At 65.9% G+C, this 21,943-nt stretch carries 26 protein-coding genes and 3 pseudogenes; 21 read left to right on the plus strand and 8 right to left on the minus strand.

The window, feature by feature from the left end; translation table 11 throughout:
- From MYXE_RS24390 to MYXE_RS09540, 21 genes and pseudogenes are all read left to right on the plus strand, one after another.
- On the plus strand, positions 1-285 hold the full coding sequence (locus MYXE_RS24390) for a hypothetical protein (protein WP_232061773.1): 285 nt from the start codon (positions 1-3) through the stop codon (positions 283-285).
- Positions 273-836, plus strand: coding sequence for a hypothetical protein (locus tag MYXE_RS09450; RefSeq protein ID WP_232061774.1), 564 nt, complete (start codon positions 273-275; stop codon positions 834-836). Before MYXE_RS24390 ends, MYXE_RS09450 begins: the two co-directional genes overlap by 13 nt.
- 269 nt (positions 837-1,105) lie before the next feature.
- Positions 1,106-2,149: a hypothetical protein gene (locus MYXE_RS09455; RefSeq protein WP_161552071.1), complete on the plus strand. Its 1,044-nt coding sequence runs from the start codon at positions 1,106-1,108 to the stop codon at positions 2,147-2,149.
- 82 nt (positions 2,150-2,231) lie between these two features.
- Positions 2,232-3,251, plus strand: coding sequence for a hypothetical protein (locus tag MYXE_RS09460; RefSeq protein WP_161552072.1), 1,020 nt, complete (start codon positions 2,232-2,234; stop codon positions 3,249-3,251).
- 344 nt (positions 3,252-3,595) lie between these two features.
- The gene (locus MYXE_RS09465; RefSeq protein ID WP_161552073.1) at positions 3,596-4,495 is read left to right on the plus strand and encodes a glycine-rich domain-containing protein; all 900 of its coding nucleotides are present in this window, start codon (positions 3,596-3,598) and stop codon (positions 4,493-4,495) included.
- Between the two features lie 20 nt (positions 4,496-4,515).
- Positions 4,516-4,809 carry a hypothetical protein gene (locus tag MYXE_RS09470; protein ID WP_085193393.1) on the plus strand — a complete coding sequence of 98 codons (294 nt, stop codon included), beginning with the start codon at positions 4,516-4,518 and terminating at the stop codon, positions 4,807-4,809.
- A gap of 15 nt (positions 4,810-4,824) precedes the next feature.
- Positions 4,825-5,256, plus strand: coding sequence for a hypothetical protein (locus MYXE_RS09475; RefSeq protein WP_085193391.1), 432 nt, complete (start codon positions 4,825-4,827; stop codon positions 5,254-5,256).
- A 9-nt stretch (positions 5,257-5,265) separates the two neighbouring features.
- Positions 5,266-5,676 carry a C40 family peptidase gene (locus MYXE_RS09480; RefSeq protein ID WP_085193389.1) on the plus strand — a complete coding sequence of 137 codons (411 nt, stop codon included), beginning with the start codon at positions 5,266-5,268 and terminating at the stop codon, positions 5,674-5,676.
- Positions 5,673-5,813 (plus strand): hypothetical protein, encoded by a 141-nt coding sequence (locus MYXE_RS24395; protein WP_172468540.1) that lies wholly within the window; start codon positions 5,673-5,675, stop codon positions 5,811-5,813. Before MYXE_RS09480 ends, MYXE_RS24395 begins: the two co-directional genes overlap by 4 nt.
- A 187-nt stretch (positions 5,814-6,000) precedes the next feature.
- On the plus strand, positions 6,001-6,567 hold the full coding sequence (locus MYXE_RS09490; protein WP_161552075.1) for a hypothetical protein: 567 nt from the start codon (positions 6,001-6,003) through the stop codon (positions 6,565-6,567).
- Positions 6,564-7,226, plus strand: coding sequence for a hypothetical protein (locus MYXE_RS09495; RefSeq protein ID WP_161552076.1), 663 nt, complete (start codon positions 6,564-6,566; stop codon positions 7,224-7,226). Before MYXE_RS09490 ends, MYXE_RS09495 begins: the two co-directional genes overlap by 4 nt.
- Positions 7,171-7,875 carry an N-acetylmuramoyl-L-alanine amidase gene (locus MYXE_RS24400; RefSeq protein WP_232061775.1) on the plus strand — a complete coding sequence of 235 codons (705 nt, stop codon included), beginning with the start codon at positions 7,171-7,173 and terminating at the stop codon, positions 7,873-7,875. The genes MYXE_RS09495 and MYXE_RS24400 overlap by 56 nt, the downstream gene beginning before the upstream one ends.
- Entirely contained in the window at positions 7,875-8,963 is a 1,089-nt protein-coding gene (locus MYXE_RS09505) for a hypothetical protein (RefSeq protein WP_085194425.1), read from the plus strand. Before MYXE_RS24400 ends, MYXE_RS09505 begins: the two co-directional genes overlap by 1 nt.
- Before the next feature lie 110 nt (positions 8,964-9,073).
- Positions 9,074-9,226, plus strand: coding sequence for a holin (locus MYXE_RS09510; protein ID WP_197904891.1), 153 nt, complete (start codon positions 9,074-9,076; stop codon positions 9,224-9,226).
- A complete protein-coding gene (locus MYXE_RS09515) occupies positions 9,219-9,632 on the plus strand; it encodes a hypothetical protein (RefSeq protein ID WP_085194429.1) in 414 nt (137 codons plus the stop codon). Before MYXE_RS09510 ends, MYXE_RS09515 begins: the two co-directional genes overlap by 8 nt.
- 21 nt (positions 9,633-9,653) lie before the next feature.
- Positions 9,654-10,052 carry a hypothetical protein gene (locus MYXE_RS09520; RefSeq protein ID WP_085194431.1) on the plus strand — a complete coding sequence of 133 codons (399 nt, stop codon included), beginning with the start codon at positions 9,654-9,656 and terminating at the stop codon, positions 10,050-10,052.
- A gap of 75 nt (positions 10,053-10,127) precedes the next feature.
- Positions 10,128-10,460, plus strand: a complete 333-nt coding sequence (locus MYXE_RS09525; RefSeq protein ID WP_023870746.1) for a hypothetical protein — start codon at positions 10,128-10,130, stop codon at positions 10,458-10,460.
- A pseudogene (locus MYXE_RS25080) lies at positions 10,457-10,684 on the plus strand (DNA cytosine methyltransferase); the annotation flags it as partial. The gene MYXE_RS09525 and the pseudogene MYXE_RS25080, both read left to right, overlap by 4 nt.
- A gap of 145 nt (positions 10,685-10,829) precedes the next feature.
- The gene (locus MYXE_RS09530) at positions 10,830-11,903 is read left to right on the plus strand and encodes a DNA cytosine methyltransferase (RefSeq protein WP_332102230.1); all 1,074 of its coding nucleotides are present in this window, start codon (positions 10,830-10,832) and stop codon (positions 11,901-11,903) included.
- A complete protein-coding gene (locus MYXE_RS09535; RefSeq protein WP_085194435.1) occupies positions 11,900-12,112 on the plus strand; it encodes a hypothetical protein in 213 nt (70 codons plus the stop codon). Before MYXE_RS09530 ends, MYXE_RS09535 begins: the two co-directional genes overlap by 4 nt.
- Before the next feature lie 131 nt (positions 12,113-12,243).
- Positions 12,244-12,880, plus strand: a pseudogene (locus MYXE_RS09540) (ImmA/IrrE family metallo-endopeptidase); the annotation flags it as partial.
- 115 nt (positions 12,881-12,995) lie between these two features.
- Here MYXE_RS09540 and MYXE_RS25255 read toward each other — a convergent pair.
- The 8 genes and pseudogenes from MYXE_RS25255 to MYXE_RS09575 all read right to left on the minus strand — a co-directional run bounded on the left by MYXE_RS25255 (position 12,996) and on the right by MYXE_RS09575 (position 21,882).
- Positions 12,996-13,196, minus strand: a complete 201-nt coding sequence (locus MYXE_RS25255; protein WP_415624483.1) for a DUF732 domain-containing protein — start codon at positions 13,194-13,196, stop codon at positions 12,996-12,998.
- Positions 13,126-14,133, minus strand: a complete 1,008-nt coding sequence (locus MYXE_RS24405) for a hypothetical protein (protein ID WP_232061776.1) — start codon at positions 14,131-14,133, stop codon at positions 13,126-13,128. Before MYXE_RS24405 ends, MYXE_RS25255 begins: the two co-directional genes overlap by 71 nt.
- On the minus strand, positions 14,130-14,717 hold the full coding sequence (locus MYXE_RS09550) for a DUF2510 domain-containing protein (RefSeq protein WP_085194437.1): 588 nt from the start codon (positions 14,715-14,717) through the stop codon (positions 14,130-14,132). Before MYXE_RS09550 ends, MYXE_RS24405 begins: the two co-directional genes overlap by 4 nt.
- Before the next feature lie 504 nt (positions 14,718-15,221).
- The gene (locus tag MYXE_RS09555) at positions 15,222-16,082 is read right to left on the minus strand and encodes a tyrosine-type recombinase/integrase (RefSeq protein ID WP_232061777.1); all 861 of its coding nucleotides are present in this window, start codon (positions 16,080-16,082) and stop codon (positions 15,222-15,224) included.
- A gap of 449 nt (positions 16,083-16,531) precedes the next feature.
- Positions 16,532-18,241 (minus strand): annotated as a pseudogene (locus tag MYXE_RS09560) (acyl-CoA dehydrogenase family protein); the annotation flags it as partial.
- A 184-nt stretch (positions 18,242-18,425) separates the two neighbouring features.
- Positions 18,426-18,686: a hypothetical protein gene (locus MYXE_RS09565; RefSeq protein ID WP_085194980.1), complete on the minus strand. Its 261-nt coding sequence runs from the start codon at positions 18,684-18,686 to the stop codon at positions 18,426-18,428.
- Between the two features lie 57 nt (positions 18,687-18,743).
- Positions 18,744-21,275, minus strand: a complete 2,532-nt coding sequence (locus tag MYXE_RS09570; protein ID WP_085194978.1) for an ATP-binding cassette domain-containing protein — start codon at positions 21,273-21,275, stop codon at positions 18,744-18,746.
- A 103-nt stretch (positions 21,276-21,378) separates the two neighbouring features.
- Complete coding sequence (locus MYXE_RS09575) at positions 21,379-21,882, minus strand: MarR family winged helix-turn-helix transcriptional regulator (RefSeq protein ID WP_003918918.1); 504 nt, start codon at positions 21,880-21,882, stop codon at positions 21,379-21,381.
- Positions 21,883-21,943 lie beyond the last annotated feature (61 nt).

The following is a 21,943-nucleotide window of genomic DNA, read 5'->3' on the forward strand; positions in this document are numbered from 1 at the left end:
ATGACGTGGCCCAAGACTGCTGACGGGCAGTACTACCAGTTCGACGGACAGATCCTGATTCCGGTCGATCCGTCGACCGGTGTTTCGATGCTGATCCTGCGGCCGCAGGGCGGCATAGCGGTAGGTGTGCCGCCGATCGAGAAAGGCGATCCCGGTGTGCATGCCGAGATCGATGAGGCGATCGACTTCACCGCGCTCGCATGGGACGACCCCACGCCGGACTCTGCGTCGTTCACCACGATCACACCCCCCCGACCGACACCACACCGGGTGTGTACAAGCTGAAACTCGCGCTACACAAGGGCGAACCTGGTCAAGACGGCACAACCCACATCGACCTGGACAGCATCGGCGGCACCAAAGCGGCCGGCAAGCTCATCAAGGTCAACGCTGACGTCGACGGATTCGAGTACACCTTCGAGAGGGTCGCTGAGCGCTACTTTCCCACCACCATCAACAACGTCGGCCAGGGCAACCCGACCTCAACCCTGACCGTGGTGCCGATCCCGGCGCGCGGCTGGGACCGGCGGGTACGTGTTCACGCGCAAACAATCGTCACACCAACCGGCCCCAACGTCGCAGTCGACCTGGTGGCACGGCTGAACGGGGAGACGAACGGCAACATCGTCGCTCGCTGCTTCGGAATCGGCGGCGCCAAGGAGCGTCTCCAACTGACGCCCGGGCCACCGGCGGGCAGCGCGGACGCATACGACTGGATCCCTGCCGGCACGCCAGCCAACATCTACCTGCGCACCGAGCAGCAGTCCGGCTCCGACAGTTACACAGCATCCGCGGCAACCACGCTGTGCAGCGTTGAGACGCAGCCCATTCCATGACCGAGCAGCCACCTGACTGGGCTCTTTCGGTCCCACCGACCGACGCTGTCCACGCACGCCAGACCGGCACAGAATGGACACGGCCCTTCACCCAGCAGCAACTGCTCGAGATCGGCGGCCAGCTTGTCGAGCAATTCCTGGCGAAGGTTGTGCAAGCCGTCGTCGGGGTTTTCATCCCTGGCGACCGCGGCGCCGCGTTCGAGCAACTTCGACAGTGGGCGCAGGGAGTTCCGATCCTGAGCGACATCGTCGAGGCGATCACCGGCGTCGTGAACGGCGACCTGTCCGACCTCAGCGAGTGGGCCCGCAAGATCCCCATCCTGAGCGACCTCGTCGAACTGATCACCGGCCAGGAGGACGGCGACGAAAACGATCTCGGCACGTTCTTCCTGAACATCCGCAAGTTCCTGGCGAACGTCAACTTCCTGGACCCGAACTTCAACCTGCTCGCCGCTGCTAACCAGTTCCTCTCCAGCATTCTGTCACCCGCCGGCGCGCTGACCAGCCTGACCGATCTGCCGGCGCATCTGTTCGGCAACCTGGCGCCGGGCGCGAGCGACAATGTGGCGCCGCCGTTCAACGCCGACACCATCGACGGCATGGGGCTGTGGTCGTGGAACGCCACACAGGGCGCTATCGAGACGGTAGGCGACGGGACGCTGCGCCAGTTGTTGGGTGTGCCGTTCCAGGTCGCGCCGGGGCAGAAGCTCACCGCTGGGGTGTCGGCACAGTGGCAGAGCGTGACCGCGTCCGGGCCCGCGCTCGGGGTGTTCATCAACGTCTACGACATCAACGACGATTTCATCGCCACAGTGCCAGGCCAGACCATGCAGGACGGTTCGTCACCCAACCTCGTCACCAATCCAGCTGCCAACAGCAGCGGCTTCCAAGCGCTTTCGAACCAGTTCGACATTCCGGCCGGGGCGAGATTCGCGCGCATGCTGTTCGAAGTCAAACCGTCGGTCGCCGCAGGTACCGTGCGATTCAAAGCGCCAGTGCTGCAATTGCCCAAGCGCATCGACGCTGGACTGCTGGGCAACGTGGAGAACATCGACCAGTTGCTCGCCACGAGCATCGAAGGTTTCCAGGGTCTTGAGAATCTGCTGACGACGCTGACCAGAACGTTCGACGGGCTGGGCAGCGCATTCAAACTCGACCCTCTTTCTGGTGTGACGCCGCCGCTGCTGTTCGGGCTGGCGCAGCAGACGGCGCAGAACGCACAGTTGGCCATCGACAACGCAATCCAGGCCCTCCAAACGCTGGGCATCCGAACGAACAAGCCGGGCCAACATCGGTCTCGACAAGACATCTGAGGCCACGTTCCACCTGTCTGATCTGCCGCACAGCGCGTCGACTCCAACAACGCCGGTAGCGGCCGGCACGTCGATTATCGGGGTGCTGCGCGTCGCCGAGTCGGCGGTGAAGGGCTCGCTCGAGTTCCTGGCCAACGGCTCTGGCCTGACCAACGTGGTGTGCAACATCTACCGGGTCACCGACGAGTCGACCGGCGCGAAAACTCTGCTGTGGAACAGCCCCAACATCTACTCGCAGGTGCCGACCGGAGCCACCGCCGGTTGGGTGATCGTGACGATCCCCGACGGGCAGCAGCCATCGGTGGATGCCAGCGATCTGATCCACCTGGAGATCGTCAACGCCGGGGCAGGCACCCTCAACGTTGGTTTCAAACAATCAGCGGTGCCGAACCATCCGGTGGCGTACCCGCCGAGCTGCGCCGCCACCCGCTCCATAGCTGGGACGGGCGGTATAAGCCCTGCGACGCTTAATGATTCGCAGATCACCTACGGGCCCAACATTCCGTACATCAACTTCTCGATCAACGCGGTCCCGTTCGAGTATCACGCGCCGGAGCAGAAGCGCTTCGCCAACACTTCGAGCAGCAGCGCCGGCGGCGACGATGTGTGGACACCGCCGCCGTGGCTGCAGCCGGGAATGCTCGTCGACTTGGTCGGGATCGGCGGCGGCCACAGCGGGCAAGGCGAATACGGCACCCCATGGGCGGCGGATGCCGGCGAGCCCGGCAAGTGGCGGGGTCGAACGGTGGTGTACGGCAGCGACATTCCGGTCAACTCGCAGGTGCTTATTCACTTCGGTGCTGGCGGGCGAAGTGTCAACGGCTACTTCCAGCCCGGTAATCCCGGCGAAGACACGGTGTTCCGGCTGCCGGATGGTACGGAGCTGCTGCGCTGCCCAGGCGGCACGGGGACAACCGCGTCTGGTTCGTCGGGGGCTGGGGATTTCACCTTCGCCGGCCGACCCTACTACGGCGGCGGCGTGGTGGCCGCCAATTTCGATGGTGCACCCCCGGGCGGTGGCGGCGGCGGCGCGGTCCCGTTCTCGATCACCTCTGGTGCGGGCGGTCGCGGTGAAGCATTCGTAACTGCGAGGCAGCAGTGACGTTTTGGTCGCCGAGCGGCCCGGCGCTGCGGCAGCCTGGCGGTATCTTCTGGCGGGCGGTGCGGATTTCGCAGATTTCGGCGAGACTGCGCTCAGCGACAGCCGCGTTCGTTGGTGACGCCACCACCAAGGCCACAGTCGCGGCGGCGACGAAGCCTGTCGCAGCAAGCCTTTCGGGGCAGATGCAACCAGCAGGCACCATCGCCGCGCAGCCCCAACGCGTGGCCGCTGCGTTTTCCGGCGCAATGGCACCGAGCGGATCGCTCGCCGTCACTGCGCGACCTGTATCGGCCGCACTGGCGGGTGCTCCAGGGCCCCAAGGTTCTATCGCTACCGCGTTGCGGTTGGCCGCCACGGCGGCGATGTCCGGCGCGCAGATTCAGCAGGGGGCCGCGGCGGCGGCGCTCAAGCAAGCAAGTGCCGCACTGGCTGGTGCGCAGGCGCAGGCGGGTGGGTTCGCCGCAGCGCTGCGGCAGGCGATCGCCACACTTGCCGGGAACGTCGTGGTGGCATTCACGCCGTTCGCCGAAGAGAACATCAACCGCACGAATCAGCCTGTGCCATTTGGTTGTTCTGGCTGCTGGGTGACGCTGATCGGCGGCGGCGCATCTGGCAATCAAGCCAACGTCACTGCCGGTCAGCAGGGCGGCCCCGGCGGTGGGCGTCTGAACCGGGTGTTCATCCCGGCCGCGTCTCTCGGCTCCACCTACTCGGTAACCCGCGGCCTCGGGGCCACCACTGCAAGGACATCTGGCGGCGATTCCATGTTCACCTCTGGCTCAGTCGCGTTGACCGCACAAGGCGGCCAGTATCCCAACGCCTTCTCTCAAGCTGGCGGTAGCTGGTCTGCGACCGGCATCTCGGGTGTCACCGGCGCGGATGGCACCACCGGCGGCAACGGCAGCCCCAACAGCAACCCCGGCTCGCCAGGTGTGAACAACCCCAACAACGCCGGGGCGGGCGGTGGCGGCGGCACCGCAAGCAGCGGCACCACGGGCGGCAAGGGCGGCGATTCCAGCACCGTCACGGGTGGTGCTGGCGGCACAACGACCGCCCACCGCGACGGTTTCTCGCCGGCAGACGCCGCGCCCGGCAACGGCGGTGCTGGCGGCGGCGGCGGCGGCGGTAATGGCGGCGCTGGCGCAAAAGGCGGTCTGTACGGCGGCGGCGGCGGCGGCGGCGCGGGCCAAAACGGTCCATTTGGTGCCGGCGGCGACGGCTACACGCTCGTCGAATGGGTCTAACAGGAAAGGAATCTCGCACAATGAACACCGAACTGGAAGCCATCCGTGACGCGATGGACCCCGACACCGGCGGCGGCCGCGACGAACAGACGGCGCGCCAGCTCGCCGACGAATACGTTGCCAACCACTCGGCCGAGTTCGCAGCCTTCCCCAGCATGACGGTGCAGCAGCTCGTCGAGGCAGTCGACGTCTTCCGCGCCGCCAACATGCTCGAGGACCAATGGCGTGTCGAGACATGGCTTTTGCATCGCTTCGAGCCGCAGAACATCGGCGGCCCAGCACAGCCCCAAGTCCGCGTCCCCGGCGCCGAATAGAAAAGGATCACCGATATGCCAAAAGCGTTCTCCCTGACAAGCGCTGTCGCGCAAGGGATGCTCAACGGCACCGGCCTCGCGGAAGCGCTGGGCGCGTCGCCGAAAATCCGCATCTACAGCGGACCCCCGCCGGCCAACGCAGACGCCTCACTGAGCGGCAACACACAGCTAGCCCAACTGACCTGTGCGGCAACGCCGATATCGGGATTCTCCGACACCGGCAGCGCGGCCAGGGCCACGTTCGGCTCCATCTCTCCAGACCCGAGCGCGGCGGCGACCGGGACGGCGACGTTCTTCCGCATCCTTGACTCGGCCGGGGAAACTGTGAAGTGCCAAGGCAGCGTCGATACTTCGAACGCCGATATGGTCCTGAACACGACCGCCATCACCGCGGGATCAACAGTGTCGATCACGTCGGCGACGATCGACCTACCCAAAGGCCCCTAGCCCGGTCTCGTGAAAACCGCGTTCGGCGCGGCGGTGCTCCTGGCCGCCGCGCTTTCTGTTGCGCCCGCGCACGCCGACCCCTCGGTCGTGCCAGCGGCGCGCACACGCATCGGAAGCCCCTACCGCTGGGGCGCGGCCGGCCCGGACGCGTTCGACTGCTCCGGGCTGGTCGTGTGGGCGTACGCCCAGATCGGCGTGCAGCTGCCGCACTCCAGCGAGGCGCTGGCGGTCGGCGGACAGCCGATCACCCGCGACGAACTAGCCCCTGGCGACATTGTGACGTTCTATCCCAACGCAACACACGCCGCCATCTACAGCGGTGACGGCATGGTCATCCACGCATCCAAACCCGGCCAGCCCGTCGCCGAAGTACCACTCGACCAAGCAGGACCGTTCCACAACGCCAGGCACTACTCGTGATACCCGAAGCCCGCTGCATTGTGTGCGGCTGCCCCGCAGCAGACCATGTCGCGCTGCGCTATCCGCTGCGCGCGTGGCTGCGGCACAAGCTCACCGGTTTCACCCACCGAATCTTCAACCACCCCAAACGAACCTGAAAGGCGACGACGATGTACCGACTTGGCCGCCATGTCGAACATGACCCTCGTTCACGCAACTTTCCCGCACCTACCGCGCCCAAACAGGTTTCGGTGCTGTGGGGACATCACGGACCCATCCTCGACCAAGGCCAGATCGGCTCATGCACAGGAAACGCGCTCGCCGACTGCATCAACACCGACTACTTTGCCGCGTGCCGGGCCCAACGGCTACCTCACCGAAAACGACGCCCTCGAACTGTACAAGCTAGCCACCAGGCTGGATAACGTGCCCGGAACCTATCCACCCGACGACACAGGGTCCAGCGGTCTAGCGGTGTGCAAAGCGGGCAAGCAGCTCGGCTACCTGTCAAGCTACCGGCACGCTTTCGGCTTCGACCACTTCTGCGCCGCGCTGCAAATCCAGCCCGTGATCGTCGGCACGGATTGGACCGCCGACATGTTCGACCCGGACAGCAAAGGGTTCGTCAAACCAACCGGCCAGGTTGAAGGCGGCCACGAATACCTTGCGCTGGGCATCGACTACACCGCCGAAGTGCTGACGTTCCTCAACTCGTGGTCCGACGGGTGGGGCGACAAAGGCCGCTTCTACATGACGTTCGCCGACTTCGAGAAGCTGCTGGCAGCCCAAGGAGACGTGTGCGCGCCCGTCGCGGCGGTTGCCCCGCAGCCGTCCCCGCCGCTAGCCGGCCAGGCCATCTCAGGCACCTTCACCGGCACGTTGACCGGCACGTTCCTACCGGAGACCGCATGAGCTTCACATGGTTTGCGCCCCAGCCGCTGCTCACTAAAGAGCAAATCGCGTGGCAGGTACACCAGGTTTCACTGGCACGCGGGCTCGACGAGCTGGCAACGGTGATTGCTTTGATGACCATCGCCACCGAGGTCGGAGCCAACGGGCAATGGTGGTGTCCCGCCAACCCGACCAACTGGCCTGATTCCACCAAGTATCCGCACGATTCGACATCAGACGATGGCCGGTCGATGGGCTATTTTCAGCAGCAGCCCGGCCCGAACGGCGAACCCTGGTGGGGCAGCACCGAAGACATGATGACCCTGTCACGGGCTGCCGACACGTTCCTGGCCCGGCTAACTGACAACTGGTGGCAGGCCGCCAACAACCCTGTCCTGGCCGGCCAGTTCGCCCAGCAGGTCCAGCAAAGCGCGTACCCGGACCGATACGCCCAGCACTGGGATGAGGCATGGGACGTGCTGCACCGCGCACTGGCCAACCCCGCACCGCCACAACCACCACCACCGGGAGGCACCATGCCTGACAGGCCGGATTTCAACGAGTATCCGATCTGGTCACCGAACAACCAGCCCAGAGGGTCCACCAAGGTGGACCTTTTCCTTTTTGCACACACAGGAAGGCGACGGCAACGCCGACTCGCTAGCCAGGTATTTGGCTGATCCCGCCTCGCAAGTCTCCTACCACTACACGATCAGCACCGGCTACCCGCACGACGACGGTGTCACCGTCTGCGATGTTGTCGACACCGATTTGGCCTCCTGGTCTGTCGGTGACGCCAACAACCGGTCAATCAACTTGTGTTTCGCCGGGTCCAGCGTGAATTGGAGCCGCGACGAATGGCTGACGAAAGCCGGTCGCGCCATCGACGTTGCCGCTTACCTCGCGGTGCAGGACTGCCGAAAGTACGGCATTCCCACCACAATCCTCGGTTTCGGGGGCGAGTATCCCATCCACGGTGCCGGCATCTCCGACCACCGCTACGTCACCGACGTGATTGGGTGGGGCACCCACACCGATGTCGGACCTAACTTCCCCAAGGACGTGTTCGCTGCCGCGGTGGCCAAATATGCGGGCACACAACAGGATCAGCCGTCGACCGATCAACCCGAGACAGGAGGAACAGCGTTGGACGCGCTCACACCGGACGAACAGCACGAGCTGCTTGACAAGACCCGCTACATCTACGACCAGCTCGGCCCCGGTTTCGACTCGTGGGGCGTCGACGGGGATTTAGGCCGCAACGCGCAAGGATTGCGGCGCACTTTGCGCGCCGGGCTGGCGGCCCTCATGCGAAAGGTGGGTGCGTGATGGCCGTCGACAGCAACGGCCGCTGGATCGGGTTCGGAGTCGGCGATGTCGACGACCCCAACCTGCCACGCAGCGCACCGAACTGGCATGCCATCGAGTTGCTGACATCCAAGCTGCACGACAAATACGCGTGGGCGCGTGCCCGCGGCATTGTCGCCCAACCCCGCTATGACGAACAGGTGGCGGGCGCGGTCGAGGAGTTCTGCAACCGCGCCGGGTTGGCCGTCATCCGCGACCGGCAGGGTTTCGCGGTGGCCACCCTCGCGGTGCGTACCCGGCTGGGGAGCTTCCCGCCGCCGGCGCCGACCCTGCCGATCATGTTCACCGTCGAAGGCCACATGTCGAACATGTTCGCCGGGCCGGTCGCCGACACCGCCACCCAGCTCGAGTCCGAAGGTGTGTGTCACCACCAGCCGATCGGCTACAACAACGCCGCGTTGCCGTTCGACAACGACAGCGGGATCAAAGAGCTGGCACGCCTTGTCGGGGCGACCGTGATGGACAACGGTGTGCCGTTCCCCGCCAGCACACCGTGGGCGCTGGGAGTTTTCAGCCAGGGCGCCATCATCGGCTCCTACTTCTACTTCGACTACCTGGCCCCGGGCAAGCCGTTGCACTGGCGGCTACCCGACCTGCGCGGTGTGCTCGCGTACGGAAACCCGTGCCGGCAGACCGACAGCATCGCGCCGTGGGCCCGCTCGTGGGTCACCAAGACCGGCACTCATGGCCTGGACCCGTATCGGCGGTTCGGGCTGCCCGGTTACCCACCGAAACCGGACAACTGGATGGACGTGTACCGGGAGGGCGACATTTTCGCCGAGAACGGCGACGACAAGCCCAGCCAGATCAAAGCCGCTGTCTACCAAGCGGTGATGAATGATTGGATTTCCAACCCGTACTCGATTGCCGCGCAGATCGGTGACCTGTTCGAAACCCCGTGGACGGAAATCATCGGCATCGTCATGGCCATCATCAGCGGCGTGACATTCCTGGCCGACCAGCCCAACCCGCACTACGCACCATACGACATCGGTGGCGGCATCGACTGGATGCGCCAACAGCTCACCACCGCCGCACCCGCGGCATAACCAACAGCAACGAAACACGCTGCAGGAAAGGAGAACAACGAAAATGGATTTCACCTGGTTCAAATCCGCTGGCCTGGCGGCGGTACAGAATTTCGCCCACGCCATCCTGGGTGTGTTCGGGGGGCAACGCCGTCGACGTGCTGCACGTCAACTGGGTTGACACTCTGTCGATCGGGGCCGGCGCGGCGCTCATCTCAGTGCTGACATCAATCGTCTCCTACAAGATCGCCGGGCAGAAAACCAGTACCGCCAGCGGTGAGTGACATTCACACCGCGCTCGCGCAAGGCAAAGTGGTGGCCGCTGGCTGGCTTGAGCGTGCCGGCAAATTGTGGCGGCTGCCGATCCGCGACGAGGACTGGTGGCTGTCCCCAGTAGACGATTTGATGCTCGGCGACAAGCTGCACTTCCCAAACAGTCTGCGGGCCAAAGATTTGCTGTTGCGGGTGCGGTTTTCGGCCGGGCGGGTGTTCTCAGGCGAGCCGGTGCAGGTTGCCTACCGGCTCACCGGGCAGGTGGTGTGCCCGGAATGCGGGCTGTCGGCGGTGCACGCGGTGACGGTGGCCGACGTTGGCCGCCACCCGGCCGGCGGCAGCTGGTGGACATTCACCCGCCATTGCCAATGCGACAGCACATGGCTACAAGACGGTTCCGCACGAACAGGAGGATAGAAAGTTTTGTCGGCTGCGGAAATGAGCGCACTCATCGGCGCGATCGCATCCCCGGTGCTGGCCTGTGTGGGTGTGGTGGTTGGGCATCTGCTAGGCCACCGCGCCGGGCTGCGGCAAGCCGAAGCCGCTGTCGCTGACGCTGAGGCACACGCCCGGCAAGTGGTGTCTGCGGACTGGAAGGCGTTCGCCGACAGTCTGCAAACCCGGTTGGCTGCCGTGGAGACACGGTCGGCGGCAACCGAGACCCGGCTGGAGGCCGCCGAGCAGCGCGCCCTCGCGGCCGAGCAGCGTGCCAGCTCGGCGGAGACACTGTACAAGGCGGCTGTGCGGTACCTGCGGCAGATCGTGGCCTGGTTCAACCAGCGGTGGCCCGGTGAGCAGTTGCCGCCACCACCCGACGAGCTGGCAGGCGTACTATGATGCGATCTAAAACCGCACAGCCGCCATCGCGACCCGGACGAGGACACACTGGCCAAGCTGGCCGGCATCCTCGGCGTGACCGACCAGCTCGCACTCAAGTTCGCGCAAACCATGCCCGAACGGTTCGAAGAGTTCCACAACGAAAACCCCAACGTGTACGCCACGCTCGTGCGGCTCGCCCGCGAATGGGTAGCTAGCACCGGCCGCCACAAGCTCGGCATCGCAACCCTTTTCGAGCGGGCCCGCTGGGAAATCGCACTCGCCACCAACGACCCCGACTACAAGCTCAACAACAACCACCGCGCCTATTACGCCCGACTCATCATGCGCCAAGAACCCGACCTAGCCGACCTGTTCGACCTGCGCGCCAGCGAAGCCGATGAATGGATCGAACGGCGGGCATCATGACGCTAACCCTGACAGACCTATTCTGCGGCGCCGGCGGCTCGTCTACGGGCGCGATTGCTGTGCCCGGCGTGGCAGTCCGAATCGCTTCCAACCATTGGGATTTGGCGGTCGAGACCCACAATACAAACCATCCCGACGCGGACCATCTATGCGCCGACCTGTCGGCGGTCGATCCGCGGCGCTTCCCGCGCACCGACCTGCTGTGGGCCAGCCCTGAGTGCACGAACCACAGCGTGGCCCGGGGCCGCAAGCGCGCCGACGCGCAACCGGATCTGTTCGGCGAGGTTCTGCCCGACGCGGCGGCCGAACGGTCCCGCGCCACCATGTGGGACGTCCCCCCGGTTCGCGGAAGCCCACCGGTATCAGGCGGTGATCGTCGAGAACGTGGTCGACGCCTGGCATTGGGAGCCGTTCCGGGCGTGGCTGATGGCGATGGACAGCCTCGGCTACGACCACCACGTGGTGTTCTTGAACTCGATGCACGCGCAGGCGTTCGGGCCCGGCGCCCCGCAGTCGCGGGACCGCATGTACGTGGTGTTCTGGCGGAAAGGCAACCAGCGGCCGGAGATTGAGCGCGTCACCGCGCCGGCCGCGGTGTGCCCGGTGCACGGCGACGTCCGCGCCCGCCAGGTCTTCAAACGCGCGGAGCGGTCACCGTGGGGCCGCTACCGCCAGCAGTACATCTACACCTGCCCGACATTGGGATGCCACCAGATCGTCGAGCCGCACTACCGCCCGGCCGCCGAGATCATCGACTGGGCGCTCCTGGGCCAGCGGATCGGCGATCGCGACCGGCCACTCGCCGAGAAGACCCTCGCGCGAATCCGCGCCGGCATCGAACGCTACTGGGCGCCGCTGCTGGTGCCTGTCGAAGGCCGCGACGGCAAGCAGGCCGCACCCGTCGACCAGCCGGCACGCACCACCCGCGAGAACGACGGCATCGCGATGACGCCCTTCATCGCCGAGCTGCGCGGCGGCGGATCGAAACACCGGCCCGTCACCGACCCGCTCTGCACGGTCGTCGCGAACGGCAACCACCACGGCCTCGTCACCACCTACTACGGCAACGGCGGAACACGCCCGGCGAGCGACGCGCTGGCCACCGTCACCGCGGTCGAGCGCCATGCGCTTCTGATGCGGAACAACACCGCGCGCGGCGACCAAGGCCAGATGACAACCCCTGTGCGAGAGCCGATCCGGACCGTCACCACGACCGGACACCAATCGCTGCTCACCGCAGAACAGCTAACGATCGACCTCAATGACGTCCTGTTCCGCATGCTTGAGCCCCGCGAGATCGCCGCGGCGATGGACTTTCCCGGCGACTACCGCATCCTCGGCAACCGCCGCGAACAGGTTCGGCAGGCTGGCAACGCTGTCACACCTCCCGCGGCGCGTGATCTGGTGGGCGTCGTCGCTGAATCACTGGGGGTCGCATCGTGACCGTCCAGTTGTCGTTGCCCGTCTGCGTGCTCCCCGGCTGCGAAACACCGGTCACCGGATGGGGCGATGCCTGCGGCGGCTGCCGGGCCGCGTTCGGCCCGCACCTGCACCAGACCCTGCACGGGGAGCGCCTGACCGCTGAGCAGATCGAACAACGCGACAGCCACGTCCACCGCGCCTACGCGCTGCACCGATCGGCACGCCCATGAGCCACTGTGCAACCTCGCTCGACGAGTTCACCGTCGGCGGCGCCGTCACTGTCGTCGGCGGTGAGGTTACTGTCGTCGGCGGTGAGGTTACTGTCGTCGGTAAAGCGCACGACTATCGCCCAGCGCGGCACCGCGCTTTATGGCGTATGCCCATGGGCCCAGTCGTCAACCTGACACGATGGATGGAAGCCGCAGGCTGCCTCGTCTTCGAGGAAGATTTCGGCACCCAGCGCATCGACGGACTATCACAATGGGTCGATGACCATCCGATCATCCTCATCAACGCCAACGCAGCGCCGGACCGTAAACGACTGACGAAGGCCCATGAGCTCGGCCATTTGGTTCTGCATTCCAACGGGCCTACCGATCAGATGGAAGACGAGGCCAATCGCTTCGCAGCCGAATTCCTCATGCCCGCCGACGAGATCCGCCACGAACTACGCCGACTTGATCTCGGCAAGTTGCGTGATCTCAAGCGGGAGTGGGGAGTTTCGATGCAGGCGCTGTTGGAACACGCCTACCGCATGCATCTTGTCACCCCTGAATCTCGCACCAAGTTCTACAAGATGATGAACGCGCGCGGTTGGAAGACCAACGAGCCAGACATTGAATTCATCGTGTCTGAGAAGCCCTGCCCTGCAGGTCCACATCGGAAACGCGTTGCGAACTCGGGGCTTCACCGATGACGAGGCTGCAAAGATCGCCGGCTACGCCGATCCCAGCGACAACCCGTTCCGCCCAGAAAGCAGTCGCCTCCGCGTGGTGTAAGGGCCAAACCGCCCACCATCACGGACGTTGAGAGCCCTCGAAAGACCAGCCCCGGCTGTTTCGTCGAGCCGCAATGCGTTCTGCGGCTCCGAGACAGCCGGGGCTCTTTTCATGTTCAGCCAGCGTATTGGGGGCAGAAGGCGGTAATTGCCGCATTAACGATCGCGGAAGTCTGCGCGAAGGTCATGCCGTTATTGCCCACGTTGGCGGCGGCGACCTGGGCCGGAGTCATGCCGTGTTGCAGGTCACCGCAGATAGAACGGCCACTGGCGGTGAGGACCGCGGAATCTGTAATGGTCACGGGTATCTGTGACACTAAGTTGAGGAAAAGTAGGTCGGGATCTGGTGCCGCCTGCCACGGTGCTGGCGCAGCCTGCGGTGCAGGTTGTGGTGTGGCCGTGACGGTTACGATCGACGACGGCGCCGGTGATGAAGAGGCTGGCGCTGAGGACCGCTCGGCATTGTCCAGCACTCCTGGTGGCACACCCCCCGACCCGCGTCGCCGTGATCGGGGTGACGATAGTGTCGCCTTGGTTCCCGCATTCGTTGGTGTCAGTCGATTGAATCCTGTCTCCGCGGAATGTGCCGTCGGGACGCGGCTCAAGGTTAAAGCGCACTGACTGCCACGCCGTGCATGCGGCCGATCCGTCATCGGTATAGGTGGCCTGTGCTTGCACCTGAGTGGGTGTCATGTCTTGCCAGACGCCGTTGACGAGACGCAATACTCCTCTAACTTCGGGTGTCGCCGCTTTCTCGTGGTTTTGATTGTCGAGCCGAATTCCGGTGGCGATGCAGTCCATTTCGGTGCACGCTGACCGAAATGCTAGCCAGGTGCTGGCAGGCATGCCGGTGTGATCCCAGTGGACGACCCCGCCGCCTTGGCGTTTGTTGTTGCGGGCTGTTGTGCGTTCCCAGTCGTAGTCGATTCGGTAGGTGCCGTTCAGTAATGGCTTCGCCGGGGGTGGCGGGGCGGCTTGCGGCTGCCGGATCCCTTCCTGCGTGCGCTGACTGTCCCTGTGGATTGTGTAATAGATCGCCGACCCACCGCCGATCACGACGGCGACCATCGCCACCCACAGCAAACGTGAAGTCAGCCGCGACGGCGGTCGGTACTCCGAAACCTCCGGCGGATCGTCGCCGTCCGACCACGCCAGTGGGACGGCCTCGGTCTCGTTGGCGTCCGCGACGATTGCCGTCGCCGCGGTGTCGATAGCGGTCGACTCGATGTCGTCGACGTCTTGTTGGTCGGTCACGTGGGTTGGCCTGGGTTTGGATCCGGCGGCGGCACAGGTGGATACAGGCCGTAGGTTCCTGCCGGGTTGCCGCGCATCAACGCCTGGTGTTCGGCGTCGGCGCGGGCCGCGATCCTGGCCTGCTCGGCGCGGCGATCGACACTGCGCTGATAAGCCCAGTAGCCGAGGAATGCTAAGCCGACCAGGGCGGCCAGCACGACAAAAGCCGCGAAGTGGGCGGACGCCAGGCCGATTAGGAATAGGCCGCCGACCACGGCGCCGACGACCATCGCAGTCGCCGAGCCGCCGGAGTTGCCGCCTACCTGTACCCGCCGATGGCCCACGATCGCGATGATCAGCCATATCGGCAGCCACGTGCCGCATGTGAGGATGGTCAGGATCAGGTGCAGGGCGTGGTTGGGCCCGCTTGTGACCACTACGGGCGGCGCGGCGGCGCCGACGTTGTTGTTGATGACGATTGACGGCTGCGCCGCTGCCGGGGGTGGGTGCGGCAGGTCGACCCACTGCTTGCCGTCGAAGTAGCGCTGCTTCGACGAGTCGTAGGGGTCGGGGTACCAGCCGGGCGGCGGCACGGGTTGGCTCATCGGGCCTCCTGTCGTGGACTGTGGTTGACGAGAGTGTAAGTCTGTCTCCGACAAGCCGTTCGCCGAACCGGACGTTCGTTCATCCGTGGCTCGGCCGAAGCGGCCGGGCCCGCACTGCGGCCGGGCGACCGGCTCTGGTGCGCGGATCGGAAATTGTGTCCAGAGTTGTGACAACTCGTGCGAGAAACCAAGATTCGCCGTGAGACGGCGTGAGTAAGTTTAGGCAGGTCAGCGCCGGTTTGCGAGACACGGCGAGATAGCCAGAAACGCCGTTTAGCGGACTGATGATGCATCGAGCTGTTCACGCGCGATCTCGGCGTTCTGGTTGATGATGTCGGGAATTTCCACCTGGGCCGCCGCCCGTCGCCGAGCTGCTGGTAGTCGGCTTCGTTACCGTGACCGTGGCGGGCGGTGCGGTGGTCGTTGAGGTGCAGGCTGCCGGGCATACGGCAACCAGCGCCGCGACCCAGGCTAGTGTCACGTGACGAAACAGGGTGGTTGTCATTACAAGGCCACCCTGTGTGCGGCGGCTTCGGCGACGGCGCGGATTTCGCGCGCCGACACAGCGGTGTAGCGTTGCGTGGTCGCTACTGACGCATGGCCGAGCGCTTCCTGCACTGCGCGCAGGTTGCCCGTGCCCGCGTAGCCGCGGGTCGCGTAACGGTGCCGCAGCTTGTGCATCGACCAGCCGGGCGGCATCGCCCGCGATACCAGGTGTCCTACCCGGTCGGGGCTGATGTGGCCGTCGATTTGTCCGGGAAATAGGTATCCGCTATCGCGTGGCGCGGCGGCGCGGATCGCCGCTGCCAGCGACGGCGTGATCGGCACGATCCGCTGCTTGCCGCCTTTGCCGTGCACGATCAGTTCGGGGCCGTCGACGCCGGAGAGCAGATCCTCCGAGTGCACCTTGGCGACTTCGGCGCGGCGCAGACCGGCTTCACACGCCAGCCTGGCCATGAGCAGCGTGCGCTCATCGGCGTGCTGTTGTAGGTATTCCCACACGTCGTCGGTGGCCGGCTTTGGGTGCGCGCTGGCTGCTCTGATTTTCGGCAACCCCGATACGGGATTGGACTCGACGAGGCCGCTGGTGAGCGCCCAGCCGTAGAACACGACCAGGCTGGAGCGCAGGCTGCGCCGGTATTCGAGGCTGCGCCCCTCGGCGCCGATCACCTCGATCAACTGGGCGGTGTTCACGTCGCCGGGTGTCGGCACGCCGAGGATACGGGCGGTGTAGCGCAGGTGTGCCCGGCGCAGCCGCCGGGTGGCCGGTGAGGCACCGGATGCGGCCAGCCAGACGACCCAGTCGCTGATCGCGGTGTCCCACGCCGACGGCAGCGGAAACGACAACGGGTGCAGGGTTCTCACGCCGTATGTCATATCTCACCGCCAACCGTCGCGGGTCAATAATCGGTAGATTACAGGTTTGTGTAATTATAAGCATGTCTTATAGCCCTCATCGCCGCCATCGGGCCAGGCAGATGGCAATGTCCGACCGAAACCGAACTGTTATCCAAGAGCCCAGGGGGGCCGACCCGACGTGGCAGGAAAAGATCGCGCTGGCAATACGGGCGCGGGATATGGGCAAGTCCCTTCGAGAGGGGAAGCCAAAGAGCTTCTGCGTCCACCCGCGAAGGATATAGATGCGCCGTCGAACAATGACCGGGCACTGTTTGCTGCGAGTGCCGTCGTCGCATCGACTCTCAGCCCGTCGGCCACTTGCCCGACCGCACGAATACTACCCATCATGCAGCCGAATCCCTTTGCGGCACTTGGTAATCGAAGGGTTGAAGGTTCGAGTCCTTCCGGGGAGCTTTTTGGCGGGCTTCGTCATCCTCGCACGAGTCAATGCCGGCGACGAACGCTTCCAGCACCACCCGGTCGACGTGCGCACTGGCAGCGTGTAGCACGTGATCCTGCACGGCGTTGAACGCATCGAACGCCGACATTTCGTTGGACTTGGCCTGCAGCCGACGCGCAACCGACGACAGCAGGTATTCTTCGCGGTCTTCGAACATCTTGACCTGAGTGCCGCGGTTGAACAGGCTGCCCTCTTCCTCGCTGTCCTGCCGGGCGTCGACGATGGTTTGAATAATCGCTTCGGCCGCAGTGCGTTTCAGCACCCGGGTGCCGACGGTGTTGGCGGCGAAGCGTACCCATTCGACGGGACTCATGCTGCGGATGTCGTCGGCGTAGGCGGTCAGCAGTTCCTTGGCCACCAACTGGGTCAGCACGTGGTTGTCGCCTTCGAACGTGGTGAACACGTCGGTGTCGCCGCGCAACGCAATCAGCCGGTTCTCGGCCATGTAGCCTGCACCGCCGCACGCTTCGCGGGCCTCCTGGATGGCCCGGGTGGCGTGCCAGGTGTTGGCGGCTTTCAGCCCGGCCGCACGTGACGCCAGTTCGCGCTGCTCCTCGGCGTCGGGTTCGTCGGCGGTCTGGATGTCGTGGCATTTGGCGACCAGCTCGTTCTGCGCGAACTGCAGCGCATACGATTTGGCGATCAGTGGCAGCAGTCGCCGCTGGTGCACCAGATAGTCCATGATCAGCACTTCGCTGTCGTCGTCGGGTGCGCTGAACTGCTTGCGCTGCAACGCGTATCGGGTCGCGATGTCCAGCGCGACGCGAGCGGCGGCGGCCGCGCTGCCACCGACGGTGATGCGGCCGCGGACCAGGGTGTCGAGCATGGTGAAAAACCTGCGGTTGGGGTTTTCGATCGGCGAGCTGTAGGTTCCGTCGGGGGCGACGTCTCCGTAACGGTTCAGCAGGTTCTCCCGCGGGATGCGAACCTGGTCGAACACGATGCGGCCGTTGTCCACGCCGGGCAGGCCGCCCTTGTAGTCGCAGTCCGAGGTCGTCACACCGGGTAGGTCGTTGCCCTCGGCATCTCGGATCGGAACCAGGAAGCAGTGCACCCCGTGGTTGACCGGAGCGCCGTCGTGTTCGGTGATCAGTTGCGCGAATACCGCTGCGACGGTAGCGGTTTCGGCTGCTCCGCCGATGTAGTCCTTACGTGCGGTCGGGGTGGGGGAGTCGATGACGAACTCCTGGGTCGCGGCGTCGTAGGTGGCCGTCGTCTCCAGCGACTGCACATCGCTGCCGTGGCCGGTCTCGGTCATCGCGAAACAACCGCGGAGCTCCAGGTTGATGATCTTCTTCACATACGCCTGGTGGTGGCGTTCGGTGCCCAGGTTTTCCACGGCCCCGCCGAACAGACCCCACTGCACCCCGGCTTTGACCATTAGCGACAAATCCGACATCGCCAGCATCTCGATCGCGGTGATCGCTGCTCCGAGATCCCCAGTGCCGCCGTGCTCTTTTCTGAAGGCGCTTTCGGCGGCTCCCGCGGCCGCCATGATCTTCATCTGTTCGGCCACCTTGGTGCGCGCGATGACGGTGTTGGGCGTGTAGTGCGGCCGGAAGATCTCGTCGGCGAGCCGGGCCCGCATCTGGTTTTTTGCGCCGCGCCAACGCCCGTCCAGCGCGTTGCGCAAATGTTCAGCAGTCGTGACCGGATTCGAGGCCATACCCGACGTTAACCCGTCGACTGCTCGAGCATGGTCTTCTCAGACCAAGCTTCGCCGCAATTGCGTTTGCCTTGGATTAGCGAAGATCGCCCAACCCCCTCTGACATGCTTCTACACCGTGCGGCTAGCCTTGTCCGGCAGAGGGATTGGCGAGCGGCCCCAGGCCACGCTGTCGTGGGGCCAGCTATTCGGCGACCAGTTGGTCACTGTCGACGAAGACCAGCTGCCCGTCGTCGAGCAGGACAGCCCACCGCCTGGCCGGATCGGCGATGTGCTGGCTGCCGATGTCGACGGCTTGTCCCGCCGATTCACCGAAATCTTCCACGACAACCCCGCGATCCTCGCGGTCGGTTCCCGGGTATATGCGTACCCGGGAATCCACCGCCAGCTCGCCGTCGCGATTGTCGCCGGCCGTTTGCGCGTCGCGCTCCATCAACACCCCCACATGCAATCCCCCGCCCCGAATTCTCCGGCCACACTATATTCGGCGAACCGCGCGTCGTTACCGACCCGCGGCCTCGACCTGTCGCGGCCGGCTCGGCGGCCGAAGCCACCACCACAGCAGGCCCGTGCCTACCACCGCGAAGACGAACAGCATCGCCATGTCGAACAGCCACTGCCCGGCCGAGTGGCCCCAAAGCGCGTCGTGCTCGGCCAGCAGATCGATCGATTGCAGGTCGATGGTGGAAGCCTGGGCCGCGAACCCCCACCGGGACGGGAACAGCCAGGAGACCTGCTCGAAACCATCCCTGGCGGCCAGCGGGAACATGCCGCCGGAGAACACCAGCGAGAGCAGCACGACCAGCACGACAATCGGCAAGAGCAGCTGCTTGTACCGTGCCACCGCCGACAGCACCAGGCCCACGATCACCGAGACAATAGCCGTGGTCGCGACGGTCACATACAACTCGACGGTGCCGCTGCCCAGCACGGCGGCCCCGCGTGCCGGCGCGCCCTTGCCGAGCACGACGACGGTGGTGACGAACGCGGTTTGCACGGCCGCGAGCAGGCCGAACACCAGGATTTTGGCGCCCAGATACGCCGACGTCGACAACCCCAGATATTGCTCGCGGCGGAAGATGCTGTCCTCGCTGACCAGGTCGCGGATCGACAGCGCCGTGCCAATGCAGACCGCCGCCAGGGTCAGCAGCGTCAGAAGCTCGACAGGCTCGTCGGGGCCGTTGCCGTACGGGTCGGTGGTTCCCAGCCCGGTGTTGCCCGGCGTGACCAGGGCCAGCGCCGCGAACAACAGCGGCAGGATGGTCAGGAAGATGGCGTAGCGCTGATCACCGAAGACTAGCCACGCCTGGCGCCGGGCAGCCACGGCGATCTGACGTGCCAGGCCCACCCGGGCGGGACGGCCCAGCGGCGCCGCCGCAGCTGGGGCCGCCGGAGCGCCGTGTTGGCGCTGCAGGAAAGCGTCGTGGGCACCATGCGGATCGGTGCTGACCCGCCGCAGGATCTGCGACCAGTCAGCGGTGCCCATCGCCGCGTCGATCTCGTCCGGCGGACCGGCGAACGCCGTCGTACCGGCCGAGGTAAGCACCACCACCTGGTCGCACAGGTCCAGGTGACGCGACGACGTCGTCGCCAGCACCACGATCTGGCCGGCGTCGGCGAGTTCCCGCAGCCGCGTCATCATCTGACGTTCCTCGGCCGAGTCGAGTCCCGCGGTCGGTTCGTCGAGGACCAGCAGTGGCGGCCGGGTCAGCAATTCCAGCGCCAGCGTTGCGCGTCGGCGTTGCCCGTCGGAGAGGTTGCCCACCTGGACCGTGCGCTGCGAGAGCAGCCCCAGTTCGCCGAGCACCTGGTTCACCAGCTGCCTGCGCACGTCGGCGGGGGTGCCGGGCGGTAGCCGCAGCTCGGCGGCATAGCCCACGGCTTGTTCGACGGTGAGTTGGGAATGGAGGACATCGCCTTGCGGCACGATCCCGATGTACGGGCGCATGTACTCGGCGTGCACGTCGTGGCCGTCCAACCTGACCTGGCCGACGGTGGGTTGCACCGCCCCGGCGACAATGCCGACCAGTGCGGCCGGAGCCGCACTGGTCGGCCCGACAACGGCGGTCAGCGTGCCGCCGATAGCCGTGAACGACACGTCGTCAAGCACCGGGCGCCCGTCGCCGGCCAGCCCCACGTGGTAGGCCAGAAGTTCCCTGGCGCCGGCTGGCTGACGTGACACCGGCGTTTCGTCGGGCACCTTGTCGCCGGCTGGCAACCGGGTGGTGGCCACTTCCTCGTGTGGCCGGGCCGCGGCCCGGGGCGGCGAGATGTCGGCAGCGGGCGGCGAGATCTCGACGGCTGGCGGCGTCTGAGTCGCCGGCGGCGGCGAGGGCCGCTGGGCCAGGTCCGGCGCCGGCACCGGTCGAGTGGGCAGCTCCGAAGGCGGCCTCGGCCGCGGCGTCGTTTCTCGAGGCGGCGCCGGGGGCGGACCGTGGGGCGGTGCTGGGGGTGGCGCTGCGGCCTGCGGTGGCGAGACCCAGACCGGCTGCGTCGGCGTCTGGGACGGCGGCTGGCCGCGCGGTCGACGGGGCATCCGCTGCGGCGGAGGAGCAGGCCGCATCGGGCCGGCGGCTTGGCCGAACGGCACAGGCGGGGGGCGCCAGCTTGCCTGCGTGGGGGGTTGCGGTGGAGGCGGTGTCCGCGGCGCTGGCTGGCCGGGCCTCGCGGGGGGTGCTGGCCGCATGGGGCCGGGCGGTCCGGGGGCGGTTGCCGCGGCGCCCAGGCGGAACAGCAGCCGAGGCCCGTATTGCGGATCACCGACCGCGATGGTCTGGCCGTCGCGAATGTTGACTATCGGCACCCGCACGCCGTCGATGTAGATGCCGTGTCGGCTCTGGTCGATTGCCACCCACTGTTCGCCGGTGAACCGCAATACGAGGTGCACCGGCGCGATCCACCTGCCACCACCGTCGTCGAGGCGGAGATCAGACCGGCTGTCGTGACCGACCGTGATGTCGCGGCCCGGCAGGAATGTGTGGCTTGTGGATCCAACCCACACGGTCAACGGGGAAGCGAACGCCTCGGTCCGCATGGGCCGCCACCTTTCATCACCCGTCGGGGCCGATCGATGGTTGTCTACCCGTCGCCACGATTATCTATCGAATAGCGCCGCGCAGCCGGGCGCCAGCGTGCCGCTACCGGGTAGCCGTGGGCTGAGGCGGCGACGAGGCGTCGTCGAGAAGCCGGCGCAACACCGCCACGGCCTCGGTCAATACCCGCCGATCCGCGGGCTCGAGACGAGCCAGCTGCGGCTCGATCGCAGACGCGCGATCGGCCCGGACGCGGTTGAGAGCGCGCACACCCGCAGGAGTGATGCGGATCCGCACGGCCCGCGCGTCTCGTGGATCGACCGTGCGACTAACCAGACCGGCGTCTTCTAGCCGTCGCACCTGTGTGGTCATCGTGGGCTGTGAGCAGTGGTCCATGGCGGCCAGGTCACAGATGCGCGCTTCGCCGTGGGCCTCGATGGTCGCCAGCAGCCGGGCCTGCGCCACCGGCAAGGGAAGCTGGATGCGTTGGGTGGCCAGCCGATTGAGCCGGGCAACGACAGCCAGAAGCTCCGCTCCCAGCCTGGAGTCGGCTTCGGTGCTCGCGCCATTGCCCAGTGCGGCACCGTTAGCGGTGCCCGAGGTAGACATACCCCATGATTGCATAGCTTTGCTATGTAGAACAATCGTGATGCTGATCGCCGCGCGACCG

This window comes from Mycobacterium xenopi (assembly GCF_009936235.1).
GTDB classification, from domain to species: domain Bacteria; phylum Actinomycetota; class Actinomycetes; order Mycobacteriales; family Mycobacteriaceae; genus Mycobacterium; species Mycobacterium xenopi.